The organism is Archangium gephyra (genome assembly GCF_042230915.1).
Lineage (GTDB): Bacteria > Myxococcota > Myxococcia > Myxococcales > Myxococcaceae > Archangium > Archangium gephyra_B.
Genome location: NZ_CP102578.1, coordinates 10,280,835 through 10,303,718, shown reverse-complemented (window position 1 = coordinate 10,303,718; position 22,884 = coordinate 10,280,835). Strand labels below are relative to the sequence as shown.

18 protein-coding genes are annotated in these 22,884 nt (G+C 71.0%); 11 read left to right on the top strand and 7 right to left on the bottom strand.

Translation table 11 applies throughout. The features are described 5' to 3' along the window. Positions 1-57: 57 nt before the first annotated feature. Positions 58-1,215: an ADP-ribosylglycohydrolase family protein gene (locus NR798_RS40570; protein WP_375767949.1), complete on the top strand. Its 1,158-nt coding sequence runs from the start codon at positions 58-60 to the stop codon at positions 1,213-1,215. A gap of 111 nt (positions 1,216-1,326) precedes the next feature. Here NR798_RS40570 and NR798_RS40565 read toward each other — a convergent pair whose 3' ends face one another. Beyond that, the gene (locus NR798_RS40565) at positions 1,327-1,914 is read right to left on the bottom strand and encodes a GAF domain-containing protein (RefSeq protein ID WP_375767948.1); all 588 of its coding nucleotides are present in this window, start codon (positions 1,912-1,914) and stop codon (positions 1,327-1,329) included. Positions 1,915-2,082: 168 nt separating this feature from the next. Continuing rightward, positions 2,083-3,513 (bottom strand): M48 family metalloprotease, encoded by a 1,431-nt coding sequence (locus NR798_RS40560; protein WP_375767947.1) that lies wholly within the window; start codon positions 3,511-3,513, stop codon positions 2,083-2,085. Positions 3,514-3,668: 155 nt separating this feature from the next. On the opposite strand from NR798_RS40560, the gene NR798_RS40555 reads away from it, so the two are divergent. Continuing rightward, complete coding sequence (locus NR798_RS40555) at positions 3,669-4,298, top strand: hypothetical protein (protein WP_375767946.1); 630 nt, start codon at positions 3,669-3,671, stop codon at positions 4,296-4,298. Positions 4,299-4,466: 168 nt separating this feature from the next. Continuing rightward, the gene (locus tag NR798_RS40550) at positions 4,467-5,657 is read left to right on the top strand and encodes a phosphatidylserine/phosphatidylglycerophosphate/cardiolipin synthase family protein (RefSeq protein WP_375767945.1); all 1,191 of its coding nucleotides are present in this window, start codon (positions 4,467-4,469) and stop codon (positions 5,655-5,657) included. Positions 5,658-5,690: 33 nt separating this feature from the next. Here the strand turns inward: NR798_RS40550 and nth are convergent, their stop codons facing one another. From nth to NR798_RS40535, 3 genes are all read right to left on the bottom strand, one after another. Then, on the bottom strand, positions 5,691-6,356 hold the full coding sequence (gene nth, locus NR798_RS40545) for an endonuclease III domain-containing protein (RefSeq protein WP_375767944.1): 666 nt from the start codon (positions 6,354-6,356) through the stop codon (positions 5,691-5,693). A gap of 64 nt (positions 6,357-6,420) precedes the next feature. Continuing rightward, positions 6,421-6,657, bottom strand: coding sequence for a hypothetical protein (locus tag NR798_RS40540; protein WP_375767943.1), 237 nt, complete (start codon positions 6,655-6,657; stop codon positions 6,421-6,423). A gap of 149 nt (positions 6,658-6,806) precedes the next feature. Continuing rightward, positions 6,807-8,135 carry a porin gene (locus NR798_RS40535; protein ID WP_375767942.1) on the bottom strand — a complete coding sequence of 443 codons (1,329 nt, stop codon included), beginning with the start codon at positions 8,133-8,135 and terminating at the stop codon, positions 6,807-6,809. A 175-nt stretch (positions 8,136-8,310) separates the two neighbouring features. Here NR798_RS40535 and NR798_RS40530 point away from each other — a divergent pair, with 175 nt between their 5' ends. After that, on the top strand, positions 8,311-9,279 hold the full coding sequence (locus tag NR798_RS40530) for an aldo/keto reductase (RefSeq protein WP_375767941.1): 969 nt from the start codon (positions 8,311-8,313) through the stop codon (positions 9,277-9,279). Between the two features lie 110 nt (positions 9,280-9,389). Then, entirely contained in the window at positions 9,390-9,953 is a 564-nt protein-coding gene (locus NR798_RS40525; protein WP_375767940.1) for a hypothetical protein, read from the top strand. A 6-nt stretch (positions 9,954-9,959) separates the two neighbouring features. Here the strand turns inward: NR798_RS40525 and NR798_RS40520 are convergent, their stop codons facing one another. Further along, entirely contained in the window at positions 9,960-10,454 is a 495-nt protein-coding gene (locus tag NR798_RS40520; protein ID WP_375767939.1) for a GNAT family N-acetyltransferase, read from the bottom strand. A 211-nt stretch (positions 10,455-10,665) separates the two neighbouring features. Here NR798_RS40520 and argC point away from each other — a divergent pair, with 211 nt between their 5' ends. From argC to NR798_RS40505, 3 genes are all read left to right on the top strand, one after another. After that, positions 10,666-11,730: an N-acetyl-gamma-glutamyl-phosphate reductase gene (gene argC / locus NR798_RS40515; protein ID WP_375767938.1), complete on the top strand. Its 1,065-nt coding sequence runs from the start codon at positions 10,666-10,668 to the stop codon at positions 11,728-11,730. After that, positions 11,727-12,575, top strand: coding sequence for an acetylglutamate kinase (argB, locus tag NR798_RS40510; protein WP_375767937.1), 849 nt, complete (start codon positions 11,727-11,729; stop codon positions 12,573-12,575). The genes argC and argB overlap by 4 nt, the downstream gene beginning before the upstream one ends. A gap of 268 nt (positions 12,576-12,843) precedes the next feature. Then, positions 12,844-18,363: a hypothetical protein gene (locus NR798_RS40505; protein ID WP_375767936.1), complete on the top strand. Its 5,520-nt coding sequence runs from the start codon at positions 12,844-12,846 to the stop codon at positions 18,361-18,363. Positions 18,364-18,372: 9 nt separating this feature from the next. On the opposite strand, the gene NR798_RS40500 is transcribed toward NR798_RS40505, so the two are convergent. After that, positions 18,373-19,785, bottom strand: a complete 1,413-nt coding sequence (locus NR798_RS40500) for a cytochrome P450 (RefSeq protein ID WP_375767935.1) — start codon at positions 19,783-19,785, stop codon at positions 18,373-18,375. A gap of 156 nt (positions 19,786-19,941) precedes the next feature. Here NR798_RS40500 and NR798_RS40495 point away from each other — a divergent pair, with 156 nt between their 5' ends. The 3 genes from NR798_RS40495 to NR798_RS40485 all read left to right on the top strand — a co-directional run bounded on the left by NR798_RS40495 (position 19,942) and on the right by NR798_RS40485 (position 22,864). After that, a complete protein-coding gene (locus NR798_RS40495) occupies positions 19,942-21,540 on the top strand; it encodes a PAS domain-containing protein (protein WP_375767934.1) in 1,599 nt (532 codons plus the stop codon). Positions 21,541-21,637: 97 nt separating this feature from the next. Then, positions 21,638-22,432, top strand: a complete 795-nt coding sequence (locus NR798_RS40490; RefSeq protein ID WP_375767933.1) for a CHAP domain-containing protein — start codon at positions 21,638-21,640, stop codon at positions 22,430-22,432. A 9-nt stretch (positions 22,433-22,441) separates the two neighbouring features. Further along, on the top strand, positions 22,442-22,864 hold the full coding sequence (locus NR798_RS40485) for a hypothetical protein (protein WP_375767932.1): 423 nt from the start codon (positions 22,442-22,444) through the stop codon (positions 22,862-22,864). The last annotated feature ends 20 nt before the right edge of the window (positions 22,865-22,884 follow it).

Below are 22,884 nucleotides of genomic sequence, written 5' to 3'. Positions count from 1 at the left end.
GGCCTCGTCCCCGGAGGCTTGTCAGGTTCCGGGCTGGGATGGTGTCATGTGTACACCATGAGACCCATTTCCATCGAGAACCCCGGCAACACCGTGGAGGAGCGTGCCCAGGGGGCCCTGTGGGGGCTCGCCTGGGGTGATGCCCTCGGCTGCCCCGTCGAGACCTGGCGCGCCTCCTTCATCCGTGAGGTGTTCGGGGCGTATGTGGACCTGCCCTCGGAGCTGCCCCTCCAGGCGCTCGCGGGCGACACGAAGCGGCTCTCGCGGCTCCGCCCGCTCGGGCTCCACTCCGATGACACCCAGCAGGGTTTGGCCCTCGTGGCCTGTGCGCTTGAGCCTGGAGGGTGGACGCGTGCCTCCTGGGCCCGCTGGCTCGTCGAGGGCATGCGCCGCAAGGCTTGGCGGGGCTACGGGCGCAACTTCAAGACCGCCGTGCAGCAGCTCGCGAAGGGTGGGGCGCCGGAGCACTCGGGCAGCGCCTCGGCCGGCATGGGCGCCGCCATGCGCGTGGCTCCCGTGGGTGCCTTGCTGCGCGACTCGCCCGCGGAGCTCGCTCGCGTGGTCATGGAGTCCTCCATGATGACCCACGCCGATCTGCGCGCCTCCGCTCTGGCCTACGCCGTGGCTTGGTCCGTGGCCGCCCTCGTGCGCGGGGAGGCCACGGACCGTGTGCGCGCCGGGGTGGCTTCCGCCGTCTGGGAGGAGGAGTCGCGCTGGCTCCAGTTGGTGGAGGCGTGGACCTTCGATCGGACCGGGGAACACCTCGTCTCGGACACCCTGGCCGCGCTGCTCGAGGGGCCTCTGCTTCCTCCCGAGGCCCTGCGCGAGCACATCTCCGAGCTGGCCCGCCCTCATCTCGCCGAGGGCTTCACGGTGGCGCACCCCAATCAGGGATTCGCGCTCCTCGGTGGGGCTCACGGGCTCGTCCGGGCCCTCACCGCCACCGAGCCTCCCGGCGCCGTGCTCGCGGACATCATCCAGCAGGGTTATGACACTGATACCGTCGCGGCGATCGCCGGAGGTGTGTTGGGGGCCCGGTTCGGGAGCGGGTGGGTTCCCCGTGCCCGGCTGCTCGATGCGGAGCGGCTCGAGCTGTATGCCCGTGCCCTCGTGACCCGGAACGGGCCTCCCGAGGCGCTCGATGGTTTCATGCAAAAAGAAGCGGCCTGGACCGCTGAAGAACAGCGGTTCCAGGCCGGACTCGTGGGGCGCTGAGGCCAGGGGGGAACCCGGGGGCCGGGCACCCTCACCCCGTCCCTCTCCCGGGGGGAGAGGGGAGGTGGTCGCAGTGGAGGGGTGATGGGGCAGGGGAGGCGGGGCGCGTGCTTAGCGCGTTCCCGTCGCCGCGCAGCGCAGCATCATGCTCTCCAGCTCCTGGCGCGTCTGGGCCAGTTGCTCGCGGCGCATGTCCTGGCGCAGCGCGTTCGACAGCGAGCGCGACAGCGTCCGGATGATGGTCAGCTCCTCCGACGACCACCGGCGCTCCTTGGTGCAGTCATCCAGCCGCAGGAAGCCCCACCACTGGCCGTTGATGTTGCCCACGTTGATGGGGCTCAGCAGCACCGACTGCACTCCCTGCGCCTCCAGGTTCACCTGCAGCGGCCCCTGGATGTTGCGCACCAGGTCCCAGACCGGCTGCCCGCGCGAGAGCACTTCCACCCAGCCCGCCATCTGATCCTTCAGCGGGAACGTCTGGATGAGCGGCGTCATCGGCGCCGAGCCCCACGCGTGACGCAGCGGCGCCAGACGCTTGCCCGGCATCGTCGCCGTGCTGTTCTCGTACACCACCGCCCGGTCCACCCCGATCGCCTTGGCCACCATCTCGATGGCCGACATCACCGCCTGGCCAGAGAAACCATGCTCCACCAGCAGCTTCGAGGCCTCGGTCACCTTCGTGAATGCTTCGAGCGACATCGCATCCTCCGTTCCGAGGGGGTACCCGGACTTAAAACTGGAAAACAGGATTGAGCCGCCAGCTCAGCGACTCATGAGTTCATTGAACACCAAGGGGAATGGGTCTGTCAAGCCTATCTGGATTTTATCAACTGTTCTGGAATTCCAGTGCTCCGCCACCCGGGCCCTTCAGGGCGAGCGGGGCAGCACACCCCCCACCACGCGCTTCAGGGTCCGCCCGGCGGGGATGCTCTCCCCCGGGGTGAGGCCGTTGACGGTGGCCAGCTCCTCTAGCGGGATGGTGGAGGGGTGGCGGGCGTTGAACTGCTCCAGCGTCATCGGCTCGCCGAGCTTCACCAGGTCGATGCGCGCCGGCTGCACGCCGAGCACTGCGGGGTCGGTCAGCTCGCGGAAGCTGGTGAGGGTGGCGCGGAAGGCCGGCTCATGGGCGGCGAGCTGGCCGGCGGCGGTGTAGCCGATGAGCTGGTAGGTGCTGCCGCCATGGGAGACGAAGGCCGTCACGCCCTGGAGGACGCCCTGCTCGGTGCGGGCCTCGAAGTAGCGGGAGAGCGGGGGCAGGCCCGGGGTGGCCACCGGGAGCGGCTGCACGGCCTCGTTGGCGAAGAACTGTTGCAGGGCCTGCTCGGGAGGGACCTTGCCCACCACGCCGAGCCCCACGAGCGCGTCCTGCCCGGGGCTGACGGCGAGCACCGCCTGCGTCTGGTTGGCCGTCTGCCAGCCCTGGGGAAAGTCCAACTGGAAGCGCAGCTCCGGGTGGAGGAAGCGCGTCCCCTGGAAGAAGCCCTGCCGCGGGTTCTGCCCGTAGGGCATGTCCTGGAGCAGGCGCAGGTAGGGCTCCCGCTCCACCCGCAGCGTGGAGGCATCCAGGTTCATCGAGGCGAGGCGCCGCTGCGTCTCCTTCAGCCGGTCCTCCGGGTTGGGGTGCGTGGCGAGCCAGGTGGGGAGCCGGCTGCCCTCGGCGCCGCTCACGCGCGAGAGCATCTGGAAGAGGCCCACCATCTCGCGGGCGTCGTAGCGCTCGTCGAGCATGTAGCGCAGGCCCAGCTCGTCGGCCTGGGTCTCCGCGTCGCGCCCGTACTTGAGCAGCATCAGCTGCAGCCCGGCCGAGGCGAGCCCTCCGAACCGGGCCAGGTCCGGCACCAGGATCGTGCCCAGCCCCAGGCCGAGCTGCGAGAGCTGCGCCCGCGTTATCTGCGTGGCCGAGTGCCGCGCGGTGACGTGGCCAATCTCGTGCCCCAGCACCGCGGCCAGCTCCGCCTCGGAGTTCATGTGGGTGAGGATGCCGCGCGTGACGAAGATGGGGCCCCCCGGCAGGGCGAAGGCATTCACCGTGGGGTCGTCCAGCACCTGGAAGCTCCAGGGCAGCTCCGGCCGCTCCGACTTCGCCGCCAGGCTCTTGCCCACCCGCGCCACGTACTCCTGCACCGCGGGGTTGGGCAGCAGGCCAATGGACTGCCGCGCGTCCTCGGCCCCTTGTTGGCCGATGGCGATTTCCTCCTTCGTGGAGACGAGGGACAACTGGCGCTTGCCGGTGACGGGGTTGCGCACACACGCGGCCAGGGCGAGCAACAGACACGGGAAGAGAAGTCGTCGGGACATGTTCCAGGGCGGATATGTCTGGCGCCCGGCGCCCACCAGCCCCACCCGGGGCTTGCGGTCGATGGTGGACAGAGGCGCGCATGGGAGGGCCCGGCTCGGTTAGCCTCTGGTCATCCGGTGCCCGCCGCATGGCCTGGACAGGAGGTCTCGACGGGATGGAGAGCCTGGACACACGCCTGGAGCTGCTGGAGCGCCGCTGCCGCCGCCTGCAGTCCGTCACCTTCGCCGCGCTCGCGCTCGGGGCGCTCGGCGTGGGCGTGGCCCTGCTGCGCCCGATGGGGCCTTCCGAGGGCGGGGAGCTGGTGGCCTCGCGCCTCACCTTGATGGACAGCCAGGGCCGCACCCGCGCCACGCTCTCGGCCCAGGAGGGCGGCGAGGGCGGCCTGGTGCTGCACGACACCCAGGGCCGGGCCCGCGCCCTGCTGGGCGTGGATGCCAGCGGCTCGCCCCGGCTGCGCTTCGCCACCGCCGAGGGCGCCATGCTCGCCGAGCTCACCGTGTACTCGGAGGAGGCCCCGCGCCTGGTGCTCGGCAACAACGGCGGCACCGAGTTCTTCTCCGTGGGACTCATGCCCGATGGCTCCTCGCGCCTGGAGCTGGGGGATGAGAACGGGCGCCCGCGCGCCATCCTCGGCGCCGACGAGCATGGTGCCCCCGGGCTGCTGCTCGTGGACCGCAAGGGCCAGCCCCGCGCCGCGCTGCGCGTGTCTCCCAAGGACGACGCCAGCCTCGTGCTCGAGGGTCAGGACGGCGAGGTGTTCCGCGCCCCGTCCTCCGTGCAGTAGTCCTCTGGGCCGTGCTCCCGCGTCTGGGGGAGCAGGCAGGCAGGCTCGGATTGCTCCGGGAGGGGTGCCCCGCGGGGAGGTCATCCCTACCTTCCCACGGTCATGGAATCGCCACCGACGGAAGCAGTGAGCTGGGAGGCGCCTGACCACCGCAACGACCAGCACGAGATGACCGGTCCCGCGGCCTTGCCGCCCGGACTGCGGGCCTTCAACCACGCCATCTACCAGTCCACGCGGGTCCGGCTCGAGCCAGGCCATGCGGTGAATCTCGTGGAGAACGGGGCCATCTTCGACACGCTCATCGACACCATCCGCCAGGCCACCGAGTCCATCCACATCCTCGTCTTCATCTGGCGTCCCAGCGAGCCTTCGGATCGCATCGTGGAGGCGCTGTGCGAGCGAGCGCGCGCGGGCGTCGCCTGCCGCGTCATCGTGGACCCGGTGGGCAGCCAGGAGGTGCGTGGCGAGCACGACTTCAACCCGAAGGTGGAGAAGCGGCTGCGCGAGGGCGGCGTCGAGGTGCACTACTTCCGGCCGCTGTCAGGCCGGTGGCTCGGACGGCTCTTTGGGCGGACCCACCACAAGATCGTCCTCATCGACGGGAAGGTGGGCTTCACCGGGGGCTTCGGCATCTGGAAGTCGTGGCAGGGCGAGGGGTGCAGTCCCGAGGAGTGGCGCGACACCAACGTGCGCGTGGTGGGCCCCGCGGTGCGCGAGATGCAACTGGCCTTCGCGCGCTCCTGGCAGGAGTGTGGCGGCGCGCTGCTCCCGGAGAGCTGTTTCCCCGAGCTGTCCCACGACGAGGGCGATGCGTGGGCGGCCTTCGTGGAGAGCAGCGGTGTCTCCGGCATCTCCAACGCCGAGCGCATGCTGCGCATGGTGTTCGCCAAGGCGCGCGAGCGGCTGTGGATCGCCAATGCCTACTTCACGCCGCCCAAGGCCATCCTCGAGCAGTTGCTGGAGAAGCGGAAGCAGGGCGTGGACGTGCGGGTGCTCGCGGCCGGGCCCGTACATGACTGGCGCATCGTCCGCGCCTCGCAGCGCGCCACCTACGAGCGGATGCTGAAGGGCGGGGTGCGGATGTGGGAGTACCAGCCCTCCATGATGCACTCCAAGACGGTGCTCGTGGACGACTGGTTGAGCGTGGTGGGCTCCACCAACCTGGATGCGCTGTCGCTGCACCGCATGCGCGAGGGCTCGCTGGTGGTGGTGGACCGCAAGCTCGCCTCGAAGCTGGAGACGTGCTGGGCGAGGGACCTGGAACACTCGAAGGAGATCACCCTTGCCCACGGTGGGCGCACCAACCCGTGGCGGCGATTCGCGCGGCGGGTGACGCAGCTGCTCGCCGCGGACCGCTGAGGCTCCACGGCGGCGCGGCGCGGCCCGGCCACCTCAGCGCGGGTTGCGCACGCCCACCTGCCGGCACATGGACAGCACCGGGCACATGGAGCACTTGGGCTGCGTGCCCGTGCACACGTGCTTGCCGAAGGGCACCAGCAGCCGGTTGAGCTCCACCCAGTGCTCACGGGGCAGCACCGCCTCCAACGCGGCCAGCGTCTGCTCGGGGGTGCTCGCCCGCACGTAGCCCCAGCGGTTCGTCACCCGGTGCACGTGGATGTCCACGCTGATGCGGGCCTGCCCACAGGCAATCCCAAGCGCCAGGTGCGCGCACTTGGGCCCCACGCCCTTGAAGGACTGGAGCACCTGCGCGTCGCACGGCAGCTCGCCGCCGAACTCCTCCACCGTGCGCGTGGCGATGGCGTGGATCGCCCCCGCCTTGGGCTCGGGGAACGTCACCGGGCGGATGAGGGCGCCGATGCGCTCCGGCCCCAATTGGCGCATGGCCTCCGGGGTCCGCGCCTGGGACAGCAGCCGCAGCGCCACGGGCAGCGTCACCTCGTCTCGCGTGCGGATGGACAGGATGCAGCCCACGAGCTGCTCGAAGAGGCTCGCATGGCCGTGCTCCGCCAGCTCGAACATGGCGGCATCCGCGAAACCCCGGATGGACTCGCGCACCCGCGCGAGCACCACGCCGATCTCGAAGGGCTCCTTGTCCACTCGGGAAGGAGCCTCCGGGGCTTCGCGGGCCGTCCGTCCGCTGCGGCTCGCCGGGGCCCGGAGACTACTGGGAGCCCGCTTTCGAGCTACCGGGGGCATGCACCTTCCTGTTGTCTTCCTTGCCCGCCTTGTTGGGGCCACCGTGCGTGCCGAACTCGCCCGCGTTGCGGTGCTTGGGGTACTCGTCGTCGTCCCGGCGCTCGCGGCCCTGACCCGAGACGTCACCCGAGTCCACCTTCGGGTTCAGCTTCTCCTTGTCCTCGCTGGCCTGCAGCTTTCCCTTGTCCTGGTCCTGTGCCATCCGGGCACCTCCTGTTCCCGAAGAACATGGGGATGCCCCTCGGGGCTGGCCGCCGGATGCTGCCGCTCCGCCGGGCGGGCGGACCGCCAGGCGCCGGAAGGCCGCATGGCTGCCCGGCCGCCCGGCGGAGGGCAAGGGGCGCACTCCCGTCAGTAGTTCACCTGCACCTGGAGGCGCGTCACGTGCCCCTGCTCCTGCTCGTAGGGGGCGCGAGACGAGGTGCGATCCGAGATGAGGTAGGCGCCCGTCACTTCGATGGCCTTGATGATCTGCCACTCCACGCCCAGCTCCAGCTCGCGCACGTCGTAGCGGGGGGCGTTCGTCTCGGCCTTCTTGCCGCCCTGGTAGAGGGTGCCTCGCACGTAGGGCAGCAGCGAGATGCCGAGCACGTTGTCCAGCCGGTACATGAGCTGCGCATAACCACCCTGCAGCGCGCGGCTGGCGACGACGGTGCTCTCGTCTCCCTCGCCCAGGGACGGTCCGCGTCCCACGTTGTACTCGGCCATGAAGCCGATGGGCTGCGGGTAGATGACCAGGGTCGCGGCGGCGCGGGCATCGACCATGTCGTTGCCGCCCCGGAGGGTGTACCCGCTGCCCGTGGCGACGTTGAAGCGGCCGTAGTAGCCCTGTGCGCCGACCTCGACGTACTGCTTGCCGAACAGGAAGGGCCAGGTCACCCGGCCCACCACGTGCACGTTGTCGTTGCGCTCGGGGCGGTTGGCGCCCTGGCCGTTGAAGACGCCGAAGCCCACCACGCCGTAGTCGCCCGAGCCCTTCAGCTTGCTGTTGGCCAGGTCGGCGAAGCGCTGGCGGATCTCCTCGGGCGCCCAGTAGAAGAACCCGCCCAGGTCGCGCTCGTCCCGGAGCGCGCTGTTGATGGCGTCGTTGCGGTCCAGGGCGGCGCGGTTCGAGCTCGACTGGAGGTTCTCGAAGCCGAACGGCACCTTCGACTGGCCCAGGCGCAGCCGGAACTCCTTCTTCGCATCGAAGAAGATGTCGGCGTACCAGTCCCGCATGATGGCCACGTTGAACTGCTCGCCGATGACCGAGGCGAAGTCGGGCTGCAGGTAGATGGAGACGCGCTCGTGGACGTCGCCGGAGATGACGAGCCGCGCCCGCCGGATGCCGAAGTTGTTGTTCTTCCCGAGGAAGCGGTCTCCCTGCTCGTTGATGAGATCATCGTTCCGGCGGAAGCTCGGGAGCCGGTTGTAGCGGAACTGGGTGTAGCCCCGGAGCTTGATGCGCTCGTACCAGGGCGACTCCTTCTCCTTCTTGGCCTCGGGCGCAGGCGCGGGAGCGGGAGCGGCCTCGGGCGCCGGCGCGGCGGCGGGGGACGCGGGCTCGGGCGGCTGCGCGGGCTCGGCGGCGGGCGGTTGCGCTGCCTGCTCCTGGGCCAGCGACAGGGGAGAGACCAGGAGGGTGGCGCCCGACAGCAGGGCCTGGAGGACGGGGCGGTAGGAGGAGGGCATGGGGGACATGAATGCTTCGCGCCTGCAAGAGCGGAAGCGCTCCCAGGCCGTTGTGACGCTTTCGGTACCCAATTTGGATGCGAGAGTGCAATGCGAAGATCCGCTGTTGCAGTGACGTCACATGGGTGCCTTGTTCGTGTTGCAAGACGTGTTGCACGACACACGGGAACCAGGAGGAAACGCGGTGATACAGCGAAGACTGGGGCGGTCGGACATCGAGATCTCCGCCATTGGATTGGGGTGCTGGCAGTTCTCCGAGGGCTCTGGCCTGGCGGGCGGTTTCTGGGAGGCCCTGCCCACCCCAACGGTCGAGGAGATCGTCGACGCGTCCCTGCGCGGCGGCATCAACTGGTTCGACACCGCCGAGGCCTACGGGGATGGCCGCTCGGAGCGCGCCCTCGCCAACGCCCTTACCAAGCTGGGCAAGAAGCCCGGTGAGGTCGTCGTCGCCACGAAGTGGTTTCCCTATCCGTGGCGCGGCGCCTCCAGCATCCGCGATACGATTGGCGACCGGCTCACGCACCTGAGCCCGTTCGGGATCGATCTGCATCAAATCCACCAGCCCTTCTCGTTCGCCTCTGTCGCGGCGCAGTCCAATGCGATGGCGGACCTCGTGCAGGCGGGGAAGATCCGCACGGTGGGCGTCAGCAACTTCTCCGCGAAGCGCATGCGCGCGGCACATGAGGTGCTCGCTCGCAGGGGCGTCCCGCTCGTGTCCAATCAGATGCAGTACAGCCTGCTGGACCGGCGCATCGAATCGAACGGGGTGCTCGCCGCCGCGAAGGAGCTGGGCATCACCATCATCGCGTACTCACCGCTCGCGCAGGGCCTGCTCTCCGGCAAGTTCCACGAGGATCCGTCGCTCATCAAGAACCGCGTGGGCCCGCGCAAGTTCCTGCCGAGCTTCCGCGCCAAGGGACTCGAGCGCAGCCGCCCGCTCATCGAGGAACTGCGGAAGATCGCCACCGCCCATGGCGTCACCCCCTCGCAGGTGGCGCTCAACTGGTTGATCCACTTCCACGGGGAGACGGTGGTGGTCATCCCGGGCGCGACGAAGCGGCGCCACGCCGAGGAGAACGTCGGGGCGGGGACGTTCACCCTCTCGCCCGACGAGCTGCGCCGCATCGACGAGCTGTCGCGGCCGTTCCTCTGAGAGCGGGAGGGCCCGCAGCCGGAGCCCGGCTTCCCGGGGGTTGTCACGATGCCTACCCTGTGTGCGTGCGTGAAAGCGGCGTGAACGGCAGGGAGCGGGCAGGCAACCCCATGGGCAACACCGAGCGGGCGCTCATCCAGCGGCTGGAGGAGCGCTTCCGGCGGATGACCGTGCTGCTCTACGACACGAGCATTCGTCCCCAGGTACTGGAAGAGGAGGTCCTGCCCTTCATCGGGGAGGACGTCGTCTTCAAGGATCCCTGGCAGCAAGGTGAAGGACGCGAGAACTACCGGCGCGGGGCGGCCGGCTTCCACTGCATGTTCTCCTTCGACTTCGACATCTTCCAGCTCAACGTCCAGCTGGAGGAGGGCCACCGGGGCGGCCGGGCCATCGTCGACGGGGTGATGAACCTGAGGCAGTTCAGCTGGCTGTTCACGTACCCGCTGCGGACGATCCTCGTCTACGACTTCTCCCTCGTGGGAACCGCGGACGGGGACCTGAAGCCCGTCGTGCATGTGCACGAGGAGATGTGGAGCCTGGGCGACATGATCGCCGCCGTTCCCGGGGTGGGCCGGTTCTACAAGAACGTCTTCCGCAAGGGCTTCAGCCACGGCTTCCTGGCGGCCTCGGCGCTCTGCCGCCGGATGCGGGGTGCCTCGGCGACCCGGGGCTGAGGCGTCTCAGCGCAGCTCGAGCGCGTACCAGCGGTCGCAGCCGAAGTGGCCCGTGGCGCCCATGGGCGCGCAGAGCGGCTGGAAGCCCAGGCGCTGGTACAGCTTCTGCGCCTGCTTCATGCCCTCGAGCGTCTCCAGGTAGCACGTGCTGTATCCCGCCTCCCGGGCGAACGCGAGGCACTGGCGCAGCAGCCGCTCGCCCACGCCGCGTCCGCGCACCTCGGGCAGGAAGTACATCTTCCGCAGCTCGCAGACGCCGGACTCGCCGCCCTCCAGCGGAGCGATGCCGCCTCCGCCCAGCACGCGGCCCGTCTCGTCCTCCACCACCCAGTAGGCGCAACCCGGGCGCGCGTAGGCCGTGCTCATCCCATTCACTTCGGGGTCATGGATGGCGAAGCCGGGCCCGCTCGCGCCGAACTCGGGCATGACCTTCCGGATGACCGCCGCCACCGCCGCGTCGTCCCGCGGCTCGATGGGGCGCAGCTTCAATTCAGGGCTCATGGGGGGTCCAACGTTCCACAGCGCCCGCCCCGAGGCCAGCACCGAGCGGCAGGCCGGATGGGTCATACCCCGAGTGCGAGCGCTTCAGGGGCCGAGTAGGGGAGATGACACCCGCGCATGGCCCGCCGCGTCAGCGGTTCGGTGAGGTGGATTTCCCGGCCGGGGCGCCCCTATACACGCGCCCGGGAAGTCCTTCACGGAGACAGCGCACATGGCCAACAAGGTCAAGGCAGTCCTCATCGGCGGTACCGGTTACGGCGGAGCCGAGATCCTCCGCCGGCTCCTCTTCAACCCGAACGTGGAAGTGACCCGCGTGACGGCGGTGGACAACATCGGCAAGAAGGTGGGCGACGTCCACTTCAACCTCGCCGGGCTCACCGACCTCAGCTTCCAGGAAATGCCCCCCGCCCAGGCCGTGGCCGGCGCGGATGTGGCCTTCCTGGCCATGCCCCACAAGACCACCGCCAAGGTGGTGCTGGACATCATCAACTCGGGCGTGCGCATCGTGGACCTGTCCGGCGACTTCCGCCTGCGCGACGCGGCCGCCTACGCCAAGTACTACGGCGTGGACCACCCGGCGCCGCAGATGCTCACCGACGGCTCCTTCACCTACGGCATGCCGGAGATCAACCGCGAGGCCATCCGCAAGGCGCGCTACATCGCCAGCCCCGGCTGCTTCGCCACCACCATCGCGCTCGGCCTGCTGCCGCTGGCCAAGGCCGGCCTGCTCACCGGCCCCATCCACACCGTGGCCGCCACCGGCTCCTCGGGCAGCGGCGCCAACCCGCAGATCACCACGCACCACCCGCTGCGCGCCGCCAACCTGCGCACCTACAAGCCGCTCGAGCACCAGCACATCCCCGAGATTCTCCAGACGCTGCGCATCGCCGGTGGCAAGGAGGACATGTCGCTGGAGTTCGTGCCCGTGTCCGCGCCGCTGCCGCGCGGCATCTTCTCCACCTCGTTCGCCGACGTGCCCGCCTCCGTCACGCAGGAGCAGCTCACCGCCGCGTGGAAGACGGCGTACGGCAACGAGCCCTTCATCCGGATGGTGAGCGGCGGCCGCCAGCCCGAGGTGGTGGGCGTGTCCGGCAGCAACTACGTGGAGGTGGGCTTCACGCTCGGCCCCGTGACGGGCAGCACCCGCCGCGTGGTGTGCTTCTCCGCGCTCGACAACCTGGTGAAGGGCGGCGCCGGCCAGGCCATCCAGAGCTTCAACCTCATGATGGGCTGGGACGAGCGCCTCACGCTCGCCGAGCCGGGGCTGTGGCCGTGAGCGGGCTCTCCGGTTTCCGCGGGCGCTGGTTCGTCGTGAAGATTGGCGGCGAGCTGGCCATGGACAAGCCGAAGCTCGCCGCGAGCGTGGGCGCCGCCGTGCGCGCCTTCCTTGACGCGGGCATCCGCGTGGCCGTCATCCACGGCGGCGGGCCCCAGGCCACGGAGCTGCAGAAGAAGCTCGGTCTGCAGCCGAAGATGGTGGCCGGCCGCCGCTACACCGACGAGGCCACCCTCGAGGTGATGAAGATGACGCTCGCGGGCCAGGTGTCCGTGGACGTGGCCTCGGCCTTCCGCATCGCCGGTGTGCCCGCCCTGTGCACCACCGGCATGTCCGCCGGGCTCATCGAGGCGAAGCGCCGGCCTCCCAAGGTCATGAGCGGCGCGGGCCCGGAACCCGTGGACCTCGGCCTGGTGGGCGACGTCACCGGCGTGAACACCGAGGCCTTCCAGCGTGTCGCCGACGCGGGTTTCGTGCCGGTGCTCGGCTCGCTGTCGGGTGACGCGCAGGGCAACGTCTTCAACATCAACGCGGACACCGTGGCCACCCGCGTGGCCGCGAAGCTGGGAGCGGCCAAGCTGTTCCTCGTGTCCAACGTGCCCGGCGTGCTCGCCAACAAGGACGACCCGTCCACCCGCCTGCCCACGCTGACGCCCGCCGAGGCCCGCGCCAAGATTGCCTCCGGCGTCATCCAGGGCGGCATGATTCCCAAGGTGGAGGAGAGCCTGGAGATGCTCGAGGAGGGCATCGAGGCCATCCACATCGTGGGGATTTCCCCCAACGACGCCGTGCTGCGCGAGGCCGAGAAGCCCGGCAGCCAGGGCACCGCCTTCCTGCGCGGGTAGTACGAGGGCGCGCGCCCGTGCCCCCTGTGTCCGGGGCCCGGGCGTGCGGGCTGGTGCGGTACGGCGATGGGTCCGCTGTGCGTGCTCCAGACCGAGCCCTGGCGAGGGGAGGGCGCCCGGGGGGCCCCGTGCGTTCGCGTCCCTTTGTGCAGTACGCTGCACATGGGCACGGGCGCACTGCGTCAGGCGGGTAGCACCCCAGGCTCCAAGTTCCTCATTTTCCTGGGCTTCGTGCCCGGCATGGTCGTTGTAGAGGGGTTGACCCACCATGTACTGCTCGTCCTGCCGCCAGGAGCGCCTCGGCGGCCTGCGCTGCGCCGCGTGCGGCAAGCCCATGTCTCCTCGCCCTCGCCAGGCCCTGGAGCAAGAGCTCGCCCACGTCCAGTTCCTCCTCGGTGAGTTGCAGCACTGGGACTCCACCTATGTCACCAAGGGCACCCGGAGCTATCTGACCCAGCGCTACGAGCGCCAGGTGCGGATCCTCCTCTCCGTCCTCGCCGAGAGTCCCTCCGCCTCCGCCCAGGAGGCTGCTCCCGCTCAGCCGGTGGCGGAGGGTGTGAGCGCTCCGGAGGTGGTGAGTGCTCCGGCGGTTGTGGAGGCCTCGCCCTCGACGGAGCCGGTGGCTTCCTCCTCCGCTCTCGAGGTGGCCTGGGATAAGCCACAGGTAGACCCTCACCCCAACCCTCTCCCAGAGGGAGAGGGAGCTGGCACGGACTCAACCCGGGAGGCTCGGCACCCTCACCCCGACCCTCTCCCGGAGGGCGAGGGAGTGGAGGGGCGCGAGGGAGTGGAGGGGCGCGAGGGAGTGGAGGGGCGCGAGGAAGAGGAGCACGACGACGTGGAGTCTGGCGACGAGGTGGCGCGGCTTCCTCCGGTCGTCACCGAGCCGCTCTTCTCGCCTCCTCCCGTTCGCACCGTCGCCGCCCGCATCGTCGAGGAGACCTCGACCTGGGACACCGTCTGGCGCCCCTTCCTCTACGAGAGCATCGGCTGGTTCATCGGCGCCTTCCTCATCGTCGCCGGTTCTCTCTACCTCGCCTTCGATAGCTGGGCCGGGCTCACCTCCTTCTCCCGCTCGCTCGTCGTCTTCGGCATGACCGCGGGCTACTCCGCCGCCTTCTCCATCTGCGGCTCCCTGCTCGCCCGCCGCGAGGCCCTCGCCGGTGCCGGCCGCATCCTCGGCCTCATCGGTGCCGCCGTCGCCCCCCTCGGTGGTGTCGCCCTCGGGCCCCTCGGCGGCCTCAGCCTCGATGGCGTGCCGCTCGCCCTGATGTTGCCGTTGCTCCTCGGCTGGTCCGTCGCCGCCGCCGCCCTCGTCCGCAAGCCTGCCGAGTCCTTCGACGCTCCCTCGCGTCCCCTCGTCCAGCTCGCGTTGCTCGGCACCACGTTGATGATGGGCCTCGCGCCCCTCTTCGCCCGGGGCGCGCTCGCGTTCTGGTTGGACGTGCTGCCCTGCGCCCTCTTCTTCGTCCTCTCGCGCAGGCCCGTCCCCGCGCCCCGGAGCTCCAAGGCGCTCGCCTTCGTCCTCGCCGCGCCTTTCTACCTGCTGCTGCTCTACGCCATCCGCCTGCACCTGGCCCTCGCCACCGCCGGCGTGGCCCCCTCCTTCGGCAGCTACGCCCCGCTCCTCGCATTCCTGTTCGCCACCTGCCTCGGCTTCCGCCGCCTCCCTCCCCACGAGGCCGCCGACTCGCTCTCCGTGAGCATCGCCTCGCTCCAGGTGGGCTGCCTCGCGCTCGCCGCCACGGGCTCGCCTCCGGCCTTCTTCCTCACCGCGGCCGTCTTCACCTGGACCGTGTTCGGGCTCTCCCGCGGTGAGCTGCCCCGCGTGCGCTGGCTCTACCTCGCCTACGCCGGGGCGTACTTCTCCTATGCCTCCGCCGGCCAGCTCGTCCCCGGCGCCGTGCGGGCCCTGCTCGATTCGCTCAAGGCCGCGCTTGGCTACCCCGTGGCCGGCAAGCTCCCGTTCCACTACGGGGCGCTCTCGGCCGTGCCCTTCGTCCTCGCGGGCGCCGTGCTCGCCGGGTGGTTGCGCTCCCGGGCCGAGCGAAACTCCTCAGCGCGTGACGCGGAGTGCTCCGAGGTCCTCCTGCGCGCCACCGCCATTGCCAGCCCGCTCTTCGTCCTCCTCGGCCACGCGGGCTCCGACCAGCGCCCCGCCTTCTGGACCGCGCTCGGGCTCATCGCCGTCTGCGTCGGCACCGGGCTGTTCCTCGAGCGCCTCTACCTGTCCACCGTCGGTGCCGCGCTCACCTTCCTCCTCGCCTTCTCCGCCTACTCCCTCTTCGGGGCCGTCGGCGCCTCGCTCGTGTGCGGTGGGGTGGCGCTCGTGTTCGCCGCGCTGTCGCTCGTCTGCACCCGCCGCACGAGCCTCACCTTCAGCGTCGCGGTGGCGTGGCTCTCGTCCATCGGCTTCGTGTACAGCCTCAACGCGGGCGCCCAGGCCTCCGCGCTGACGGGCCTGGTGCTCTGTGGCACCGCCGCGCTCCTCGTGGCGTGGAACCTCGCCAACCCCTACCTGCTCGCCGTCGCGGCCTTCGGTGCCGCCGCCGTGGTGCCCAAGCTCGCCAGCCTCGCCGGCCCGTCCTGGGTGCCCCTGGCGCTCGCCGTCTCGGCCCTGGGGCTCGCTCTCCTGGGCGGGCTCGGGGGGCGTGCACGGCTGCTCGGCTGGCCCGGGGCCGCCTATGCCCTCCTCGCGTTCCTCTGGGGCTTCTCCATCCAGGTGCCCTGGTTCGGCGTCACCGTGCTCCTGGCCGCCGCCGCCGCGGCCGTGGCCTCGCGGGTCACGCCCGAGCTCCGCCCGTTCGCGGTCATCCTGGCCGGCTTCGCGCTGCTGCCCCAGGTGGGCAGCTTCTCCGTCTGGCCGTGGATGACGCCGGCCCTGTCCGTGGCCCTCTTCGTCCTCTGGTCGCTGGGGGCCTCGGTGGCCGCCGCGCGCTGGGGGCGCAGTGCCAGCACCCTCGTCGCGGGCCTCGTCGCGCTCGTCTACCCCCTGGTGGTGGTGTCCGCAGCGCGGGGAGCGCAGCCGTACCCGCTCGCGCTCGGCGCCGCACTCGGGGCCCTCCTCACCGCGCGCGCGCTGCACCCGTCCGTCAGTGTCGTCGCCGCCTCCCTGTGGGCCTTCGTCTTCGTCTTCCAGTCCACCCAGGCCGCGCACTCGCTGGTGCTGGCCACGCTGCTGAGCCTCCTGGCCCTCCTCGAGTCGCACCGCGCGGCCTTCCGCCTCCTCGCCGGGGAGCGCCGTTTCTCGCTCGCGGCGACGCTGTGCGCCCTGGGCTTCCTGCTCCTCGCGTGCGTGGATGCCCGCAGAGGCGCGTCCCTGGCGGTGCTCGCGGGCACGGTGCTGCTGCCTCTGGTGTGGACGCGCGCCAACCGCCAGCCCTTCTTCGCGGGCCTCGCGCCGCTGCTCTCGCTCTTCCTCGTCCTCCAGGCGAACCTGTCCATGCCCTGGGCCGCCGCGCTGCCGCTGCTCGCGCTCGGCGTGGTGCGCGCCGCGGAGCACCTGTCCTCCGCCCGTCACCTCCTGCTCGGCACGTCCGAGGAGGAGCCAGTGCGCCAGCTGTCCATGTGGATGCAGGGCGCGCTGACACTGGTGGGCGTGGTGCTGGTGCCCGAGACGATGGCCGCGCCCGGGGTGTTCGCTCCCCTCGTGGCCTCCCTCGTGCTGCTGCCCGGGCCGAGGCCCTCGGTGCGTGTGGGGCTCGGAGTAGGCCTGCTGCTCTTCTGCTTCCCGCTCCACCTCGGGGCCATCGTCCTGCTGCTGGCGCTCGGCTTCCTCACCCACCACGTTCCCGGTGCGCTGTGGGCCTTCTTCCGCACGCCGCCGGACACGTCGCTGCGGCCCGTCACCGTGGTGGGGGCACTCACACTCGGTGGCGCGTCCCTGCTGCGAGGGCCCACGCCGGGGGCCATCGCCCTGCTGGCCGGGGTGCTGCTGGTGGGGGCCTTCCTCCTCTCTCGGCGCTGGATGCTGACGGCGTCGCTGCTCGTGCTCGCCGGGGCCTCGCTGGGCAGGACGGCGGAGCACGCCTTCCTCGAGTGGCGCCCGGAGGCGGCGCTGGCCTTCGCCGCGGTGGCGCTCGGCGCGGCCGTGTTGTCCGCCCTGTGCCAGGTGGGGAGCATCCAGCGCGCCCTGACGCGGCTGGCCGAGCGTCTGTCGCCGGGGCTCCCCGACACGTGGAGCGAGCCGCTGTGGATGGCGGGCGCCCTCACCACGGCGGTGCCCGTGGTGGTGCACCTGCTGAACCACGGGCCGGGCGCGCTGCCGCTTCCGGTGGCGCTGCTGGCCGGGCTCGCCTCGCTGGTGCTGATGGTGTCGCGCGAGCGGGAGATGGCCAACGTGGCCGTCGCGCTGCTGGCCGGCGTGCTCGTCGCGGCGGTGGAGCCGCTCTGGACGCCCGCGGTGGTGAGTGGCACGGGCCTGGTGCTGTGCATGGCGGGCACCTGGCTGGATGACCGGGACGTGACCGTGGGCGCCGCGCTGCACCATGCGGGTTGGGTGCTGGCGCTGCTGTCCCTCGTCGGCCTGCGGGACTTGAAGCACCCGGGCACGGCGGCGTGCTTCCTCTCCGGCATGGTGACGGCCTGGGCGGTGGTGTACCGGCGCCCCGAGCGCGCGGTGGTGGGCTGGGTGGCCTCGCTGGTGGGGCTGCACGCGCTGCTCGCGCACGTGGGGGCGCTGTTCTCCACCGGCCGGGGCGCGGAGTTCATCCTCCCGTTCTTCGGAGCGCTCAGCGCGCTGCTGGCCACGGCGGCCCTGTTCCTCGCGAGTGACCGGGTGCGCCGGAGCGTGGGGCACTCCTTCGCGGTGATTGCCCTGGTGGAGGTGCTTGGCGGCCTGGTGCTGGTGCCCGGGGCGGCCGGAGTCATGGTGGCGGCGCTCGTCGACTGCGCGTGCCTGGCGGTGCTCTTCTTCGCGCTGGTGCGCCGCGCCGTGCGCGAGGAGGACGAGACATCCGCCTTCCTCGCGGTGTGGACGGTGGTGCTCGGCTACCTGTCGGTGCGCCTGCACGCGCTGGCCTCGGGGCTGGGCACGGCGGACAGCCTGGTGGCGCTGGTGGGCGGAGCGCTCTTCTCCGGCCTCTACGTCTTCGCGATGCGCGAGGGCTCCGCGCTGCCCGCCTTCCGCCGGCCGGCGCTGTGGGGCGCCTTCCTCTTCCCCCTGGCGGGCCTGCTCACCGCGCCGTGGGGCCAGCCGCTGTACGTGGCGGCCCTGCTGGTGGGCTACGCGGCCCACTTCGCCGCGCTGGCCGCGCACCCCTCGCAGCGCGGCATGGCCTCGCTCGTGTCGGTGGCTGCCTTCAACGCCGCGCTCTTCCTCGTCTGGGTGGGCACGGGTGCCGGGGAGCCGCAGTACTACGTCATCCCCGCGGGCCTCTCGCTGCTGGTGCTGCTGCGCGTCTTCCACGAGGCGCTCGAGCCGGACACGCGGGCGAAGCTGCGCGCCATGGCCATCACCCTCGTCTACGTGGCCGGGGCGTGGAAGCCGCTCATGTTCCAGGACGGCCGGGCCATGCTGCTGTGCGTCCTGCTGTGCGTGGTGGGCGTGGCGGCCGGCATGGCGCTGCGCATCCGCTCCTACGTGTACCTGGGCAGTGCCTTCCTGGTGACGTGCGTGCTGGCCAATCTGGCGCGCTTCGGCATCCGGGACCACCGCATGGGCGCCGCCTTCCTCTCGCTGCTCGGCGTGGGGGTGGTGGGCTTCATGGTGCTCTTCACCGCCAAGCGCGCCGAGCTGCTGGAGCGCTACGAGCGGGTGCGCACGATGATGGACACCTGGGAGGGGTGAGGCGCGGGCTCACGGCAGGGCCACGAGCTCTCGAATGCGGCCTCGCACCTCGGGGCGCTCGAAGCGCTTGTCCTGCGCGTGGAGGCGCATGGGCAGTCCGCCCTTCGGCCGCATCGTGGCCCGCACCAGCGGGTCCACGCGTGCGCCCGGCGGCAGGGAGAGCCGGAAGCGGGGCAGCAGCATGGAGAGCATCAGCTTCATCTCCAGCAGTGCCAGGGTGGCGCCGATGCACCGGCGCGGCCCGTTGCTGAAGGGGATGTAGCCGTACACCGGTGGCTCGGCCTTCAACCAGCGCTCCGGGAGGAAGCGGTCCGGTTCGGGGTAGAGGTCCGGCAGCCGGTGGGTGACGTACGGGCTGTAGTACAGATGCGTCTCCGCGCCGAACTGGTGGCCGCCCATCTCGAAAGGCGCGGTGCTGGTGCGGAAGGCCGTCGGCACGGGCGGCAGGAGGCGCAGGCTCTCCTTCACCACCCGGTCCAGCAGCGGAAGCCGCTCCAGCTGCTCGATGGTGGGCGGCGAGCCCTTCAGCTCCCGCTCCAGCTCCTCCACCAGCGCCGCGTGCACCTCCGGGTGCTGGTCGAGCAGGAAGAGCGTCCAGGTGAGGCTGTTGGTGGTCGTCTCGTGGCCGGCGACGAAGAGGATGTTGGTCTGCCCGACCAGCTCCGCGTCGGACATGGAGCCGCCCTCGTCGTCGCGCGCGTGGAGCAGCATGGAGAGCACGTCGTCTCCGTGCGCGCCCTGTGCGCGCTTGCGGGCGATGAGGTCCCGGATGGCGGCCTCCCCCCGCTCGGAGACCCGGAGCAGGTGGCGGAAGGGCAGCCCGGGCTTGTCGTAGGGGAGGAGGTGGACGGCCGGCGAGGTGTAGCGCTCCAGCCACTCCGCCATCAGCAGCCCCATCCGCAGCGTCTCCCGGTCATCCTCCAGCCCGAAGAGCACCTGGGTGACGATGAGCAGCGTCACCTGCCGCATCTCCCGGAAGATGTTCCGCACCTCGCCCGGCTTCCAGCCGCTCAGCATCCGGCCGATGCACGCCACCATGGCGTCGCGGTAGCTCTCCACCTTCTTCTTGTGGAAGGCGGGCATCATCATCCGGCGGTGCTGCCGGTGCACCTCGCCGTTGATGGAGAGCAGCCCCGTCCACAACCTGCGCAGGGACGAGCCCTCGGGGCCCATGCGCCAGAGCTCCAGGGAGCGGAAGAGCGCCGGGTTGCTCAGCACCTGCATGTTGAAGTCGGGGTGGAAGACGAAGACGTGCCGGGTGCTCCCCCGTGCCAGCGCCACCAGCGGGCCGTAGCGGCGCAGCTCGTGGAGCCAGTGCAACTGGTCCGCGATGAAGCGGATGTAGTTGCCGGTGACACCGAGCAGGGGTGTCGCGCGCGGGCCGGGCAGCTCCGCCGTGTGTGTTCCGGGTGTGGTGGCCATGGGTGCCCTCCTCCAGCGTGAGCCGACAGGAGGAAGATGCCAAAAATCCCGGACGTCCGGCGGCGAACATCCCCGCGCCCCGTTTTCCCGGCATCCCCCGGCGGGCCGTTATGTTCGAGACTCCCCTGTTCTCATGGGGACGGGGGGGGAGGACCCATGCGGTCGCGCGAAGCCGTCGTCCAGGCACCGGTGCGGCAGGAGGCCGAGCTGTTCCGGCACATCCTCGACGCACTGCCATACCCCATTTTCTGGAAGGGGCGCGACCTGCGCTACCTCGGGTGCAACGCCGCGTTCGCGAAGATCGCCGGCCGTGCGGACCCCAGTGGGGTGGTGGGGCTCACCGACTACGAGCTGCCCTGGCGCAAGGAGGACTCGGACTTCTACCGCGCGTGCGACACGCAGGTGCTGACGTCGGGGCAGCCGCTGCCCGAGACCGAGGAGCCCGTGCGGGGCAGTGACGGCCGGCAGCGGTGGACGCAGACGAGCAAGGTGCCCCTGCGCGACGAGCAGGGGGCCGTCTTCGGCGTGCTCGGCATCCTCATCGACGTCACCGAGCGGCGCGAAGTGCAGGAGCGTTTCCAGGTGGCGCTCACCGCGGGCGAGGCGGCCAATCGCATGCTGAAGGCGCAGGTGGCCGAGCGCGAGTCCATGCAGCGCGCCCTGGCCCTCAGCGAGATGCGGCTGCGCACGGCGGTCCGCGGTGCGCAGATGGCCCTCTGGGCGCTGGACACGCAGGGCCTCTTCACCTTTTCGGATGGGGGCTCGCTGTCCACGCGGGGCTTCTCGCCGGGGTGGTTGGTGGGCCAGTCCCTCTTCGAGGTCTTCGCCAGCCACCCGGAGCTCGTCGCGCAGGCGCGGCGGGCGCTGACCGGTGAGGCCTTCACCGGTTACATCTTGCTCGATGGCGTCCACTACGAGATGCGCTACACGCCGGTGTTCGACGAGGCCGGCACGCTCACGGGCGTCACCGGCCTGGCCCTGGATGTCACCGAGCGGGTGCGCTACCACGAGATGCTGGAAGCGGAGCTGGAGCGGACGCGCAACCAGTTGCTGCAGGTGGAGCGGCTGGCGACGCTGGGCACGCTGGCGGCCGGCGTGGGGCACGAGCTGCGCAACATCTCCACCGTGCTCAACAGCCTGAGGAGCTCCTTCCGGGAGTGCGCGCGGAACGGCACCCCGCCCGATGCCGAGTTGCTCGAGGAGCTGGACTGGGCGTGCGAGCACGTGGCCACGCACGGGCGGCACCTGATGGACCTGGGCCGGCCGGGGCGCTCGACGGTGGAGCGGATGGACCTGCGCGAGCTGGTGTCGGGCGCGCTGGCCATGCTGCGCACGGCGGGCATCACCAAGCACGTGATGGTCTCGGCTTCCATGCCCGAGTCCCCTCTCTGGGTGGAGGCGAGCCGGACGCGGGTGGAGCAGGTGCTGCTCAACCTGGTGAGCAACGCGGCCGACGCGGTGGAGGCGGTGCGGGGCCGGCCCGCCGAGGTGCGGGTGCGGCTCTTCGAGGACCGCGCGCCGGGCTTCGCCTGCTGCCGCGTGGAGGACACCGGGGTGGGCATCCCCGCGGACAAGCTCTGCTCCATCTTCGAGCCGTGGTTCACCACCAAGCCTCCGGGCCGGGGGACGGGCCTGGGCCTGCCGGTGGTGCGCACCATCCTCCAGGAAGCCGGAGGGGACCTGTCGGTGGAGAGCGCGCTGGGCGAGGGCAGTGCCTTCACCTTCCGGCTGCCCCTGGCGTCCCAGGCCGGCTGAGGACCTGCCAGGACGGCGCACCTGCCTGGACGCAGAGGGTGCAGGCGGCGGCGGAGGTGGATAATGTCGCCCCCCCTCATCTGACAGGGAACTCCGCATGCGTTGTGTGCTCCTCGTTCCGGTGTGTCTCCTCGTCGCCTGCGCTGGCGCCGCGCCCACGCGCCGTCCGGCCGCTCCGGCTCCGTCTTCTCCGGCCGTCTCCGAGGGGCCTGCCCGCGCCGAAGGGGTGGAGTCCCGTGCCGCCTCGGCGGCCTCGACGGAGGAGGTGGCGCGGGCGCTGAGCACCACGGTGGAGGTCGCCCGGCTCGTGGCCGGAGCCTCCCTCCTGCGCGCCTCTCGCCTGGGAGTCTTGGGGACGCCCTCGCCCGCCGCGGCCCTCATCGTCGAGCGCGCGGTGCAGCTCGTGGGGGTGAAGCAGCTTGGCCGCGTGGACCGCAGCGTCCCGGACGACTGCTCCGGCTTCGTGCGGCTCGCCTACCTGAAGGCCGGCATCGACCTGGTCAGCCATGGCTTCCTCAACGGCGAGAACGCCGTCACCGCCATCTACCGCCGCGCGCAGGACCGGCGTGCCGTCCACCAGCGCCGTCCCCGTCCCGGTGACCTCGTCTTCTTCCAGGAGACCTACGACCGCAACCGCGACGGCAAGCGCAATGACGGGATGACCCACATCGCCGTCGTCGAGACGGTGGAGCCGGACGGCACCGTCACCTTCATCCACCGGGGCAGCAAGGGCATTGCCCGCTCGCGCATGAACCTCCTCTTCCCGCGCACCCACCGCGCCGGCCAGAGCGGGCCCGTCCTCAATGACTTCCTGCGTGCCGCGGCCCGGGGCCAGCGCGCCTGGCTCACCGGCGAACTCTTCGTCGGCTTCGCCTCACCCTCGGCGTTGTAGGGAGGACTCATGCGAACCGTGCTGCTTCTCGGATTGCTCTGCCTCGCGCCCGGCTGCATCGTGCGCGGGTACCACCCGCACCGGCCTCCGCCGGGTCCGCCGCCTCCCCGGGCCATGTCCTACGACGAGGCCGTGTCGGTGGGCTTCTCGGAGTGCCGTTACCGGGGCCTCCGGTGCGAGCTCAAGGAGGCCCACCTCACGGGCAAGGACGTGTGGAAGGTGAAGTTCCACGCCTTCGCCCCCGGGGCCCGGGGCCACCTGCACCTCGAGTACCACGCCTATACCCGCGAGCTGCTGCGCGTGGACGAGAAGCTCAAGGACAAGGACCGGGACAGGGATCGGCACGACTGGGATGACGACGATGACGGCCGCGGGCATGGCCGTGGCCGTGGGAAGAAGAAGGGCCACTCCAAGCACGACGATGATGATTGAGCGGCGCTGAGCGGTCCCGG

Coding starts and splice junctions, on each gene's coding strand:
- NR798_RS40485 (WP_375767932.1), top strand. CDS start 22,442: ATGCGAACCGTGCTGCTTCTCGGATTGCTCTGCCTCGCGCCCGGCTGC.
- NR798_RS40565 (WP_375767948.1), bottom strand. CDS start 1,914: ATGTCGCTCGAAGCATTCACGAAGGTGACCGAGGCCTCGAAGCTGCTG.
- NR798_RS40505 (WP_375767936.1), top strand. CDS start 12,844: ATGTACTGCTCGTCCTGCCGCCAGGAGCGCCTCGGCGGCCTGCGCTGC.
- NR798_RS40540 (WP_375767943.1), bottom strand. CDS start 6,657: ATGGCACAGGACCAGGACAAGGGAAAGCTGCAGGCCAGCGAGGACAAG.
- argC (WP_375767938.1), top strand. CDS start 10,666: ATGGCCAACAAGGTCAAGGCAGTCCTCATCGGCGGTACCGGTTACGGC.
- NR798_RS40560 (WP_375767947.1), bottom strand. CDS start 3,513: ATGTCCCGACGACTTCTCTTCCCGTGTCTGTTGCTCGCCCTGGCCGCG.
- NR798_RS40525 (WP_375767940.1), top strand. CDS start 9,390: ATGGGCAACACCGAGCGGGCGCTCATCCAGCGGCTGGAGGAGCGCTTC.
- NR798_RS40550 (WP_375767945.1), top strand. CDS start 4,467: ATGACCGGTCCCGCGGCCTTGCCGCCCGGACTGCGGGCCTTCAACCAC.
- NR798_RS40555 (WP_375767946.1), top strand. CDS start 3,669: ATGGAGAGCCTGGACACACGCCTGGAGCTGCTGGAGCGCCGCTGCCGC.
- NR798_RS40570 (WP_375767949.1), top strand. CDS start 58: ATGAGACCCATTTCCATCGAGAACCCCGGCAACACCGTGGAGGAGCGT.
- NR798_RS40495 (WP_375767934.1), top strand. CDS start 19,942: ATGCGGTCGCGCGAAGCCGTCGTCCAGGCACCGGTGCGGCAGGAGGCC.
- NR798_RS40520 (WP_375767939.1), bottom strand. CDS start 10,454: ATGAGCCCTGAATTGAAGCTGCGCCCCATCGAGCCGCGGGACGACGCG.
- NR798_RS40535 (WP_375767942.1), bottom strand. CDS start 8,135: ATGTCCCCCATGCCCTCCTCCTACCGCCCCGTCCTCCAGGCCCTGCTG.
- NR798_RS40500 (WP_375767935.1), bottom strand. CDS start 19,785: ATGGCCACCACACCCGGAACACACACGGCGGAGCTGCCCGGCCCGCGC.
- NR798_RS40490 (WP_375767933.1), top strand. CDS start 21,638: ATGCGTTGTGTGCTCCTCGTTCCGGTGTGTCTCCTCGTCGCCTGCGCT.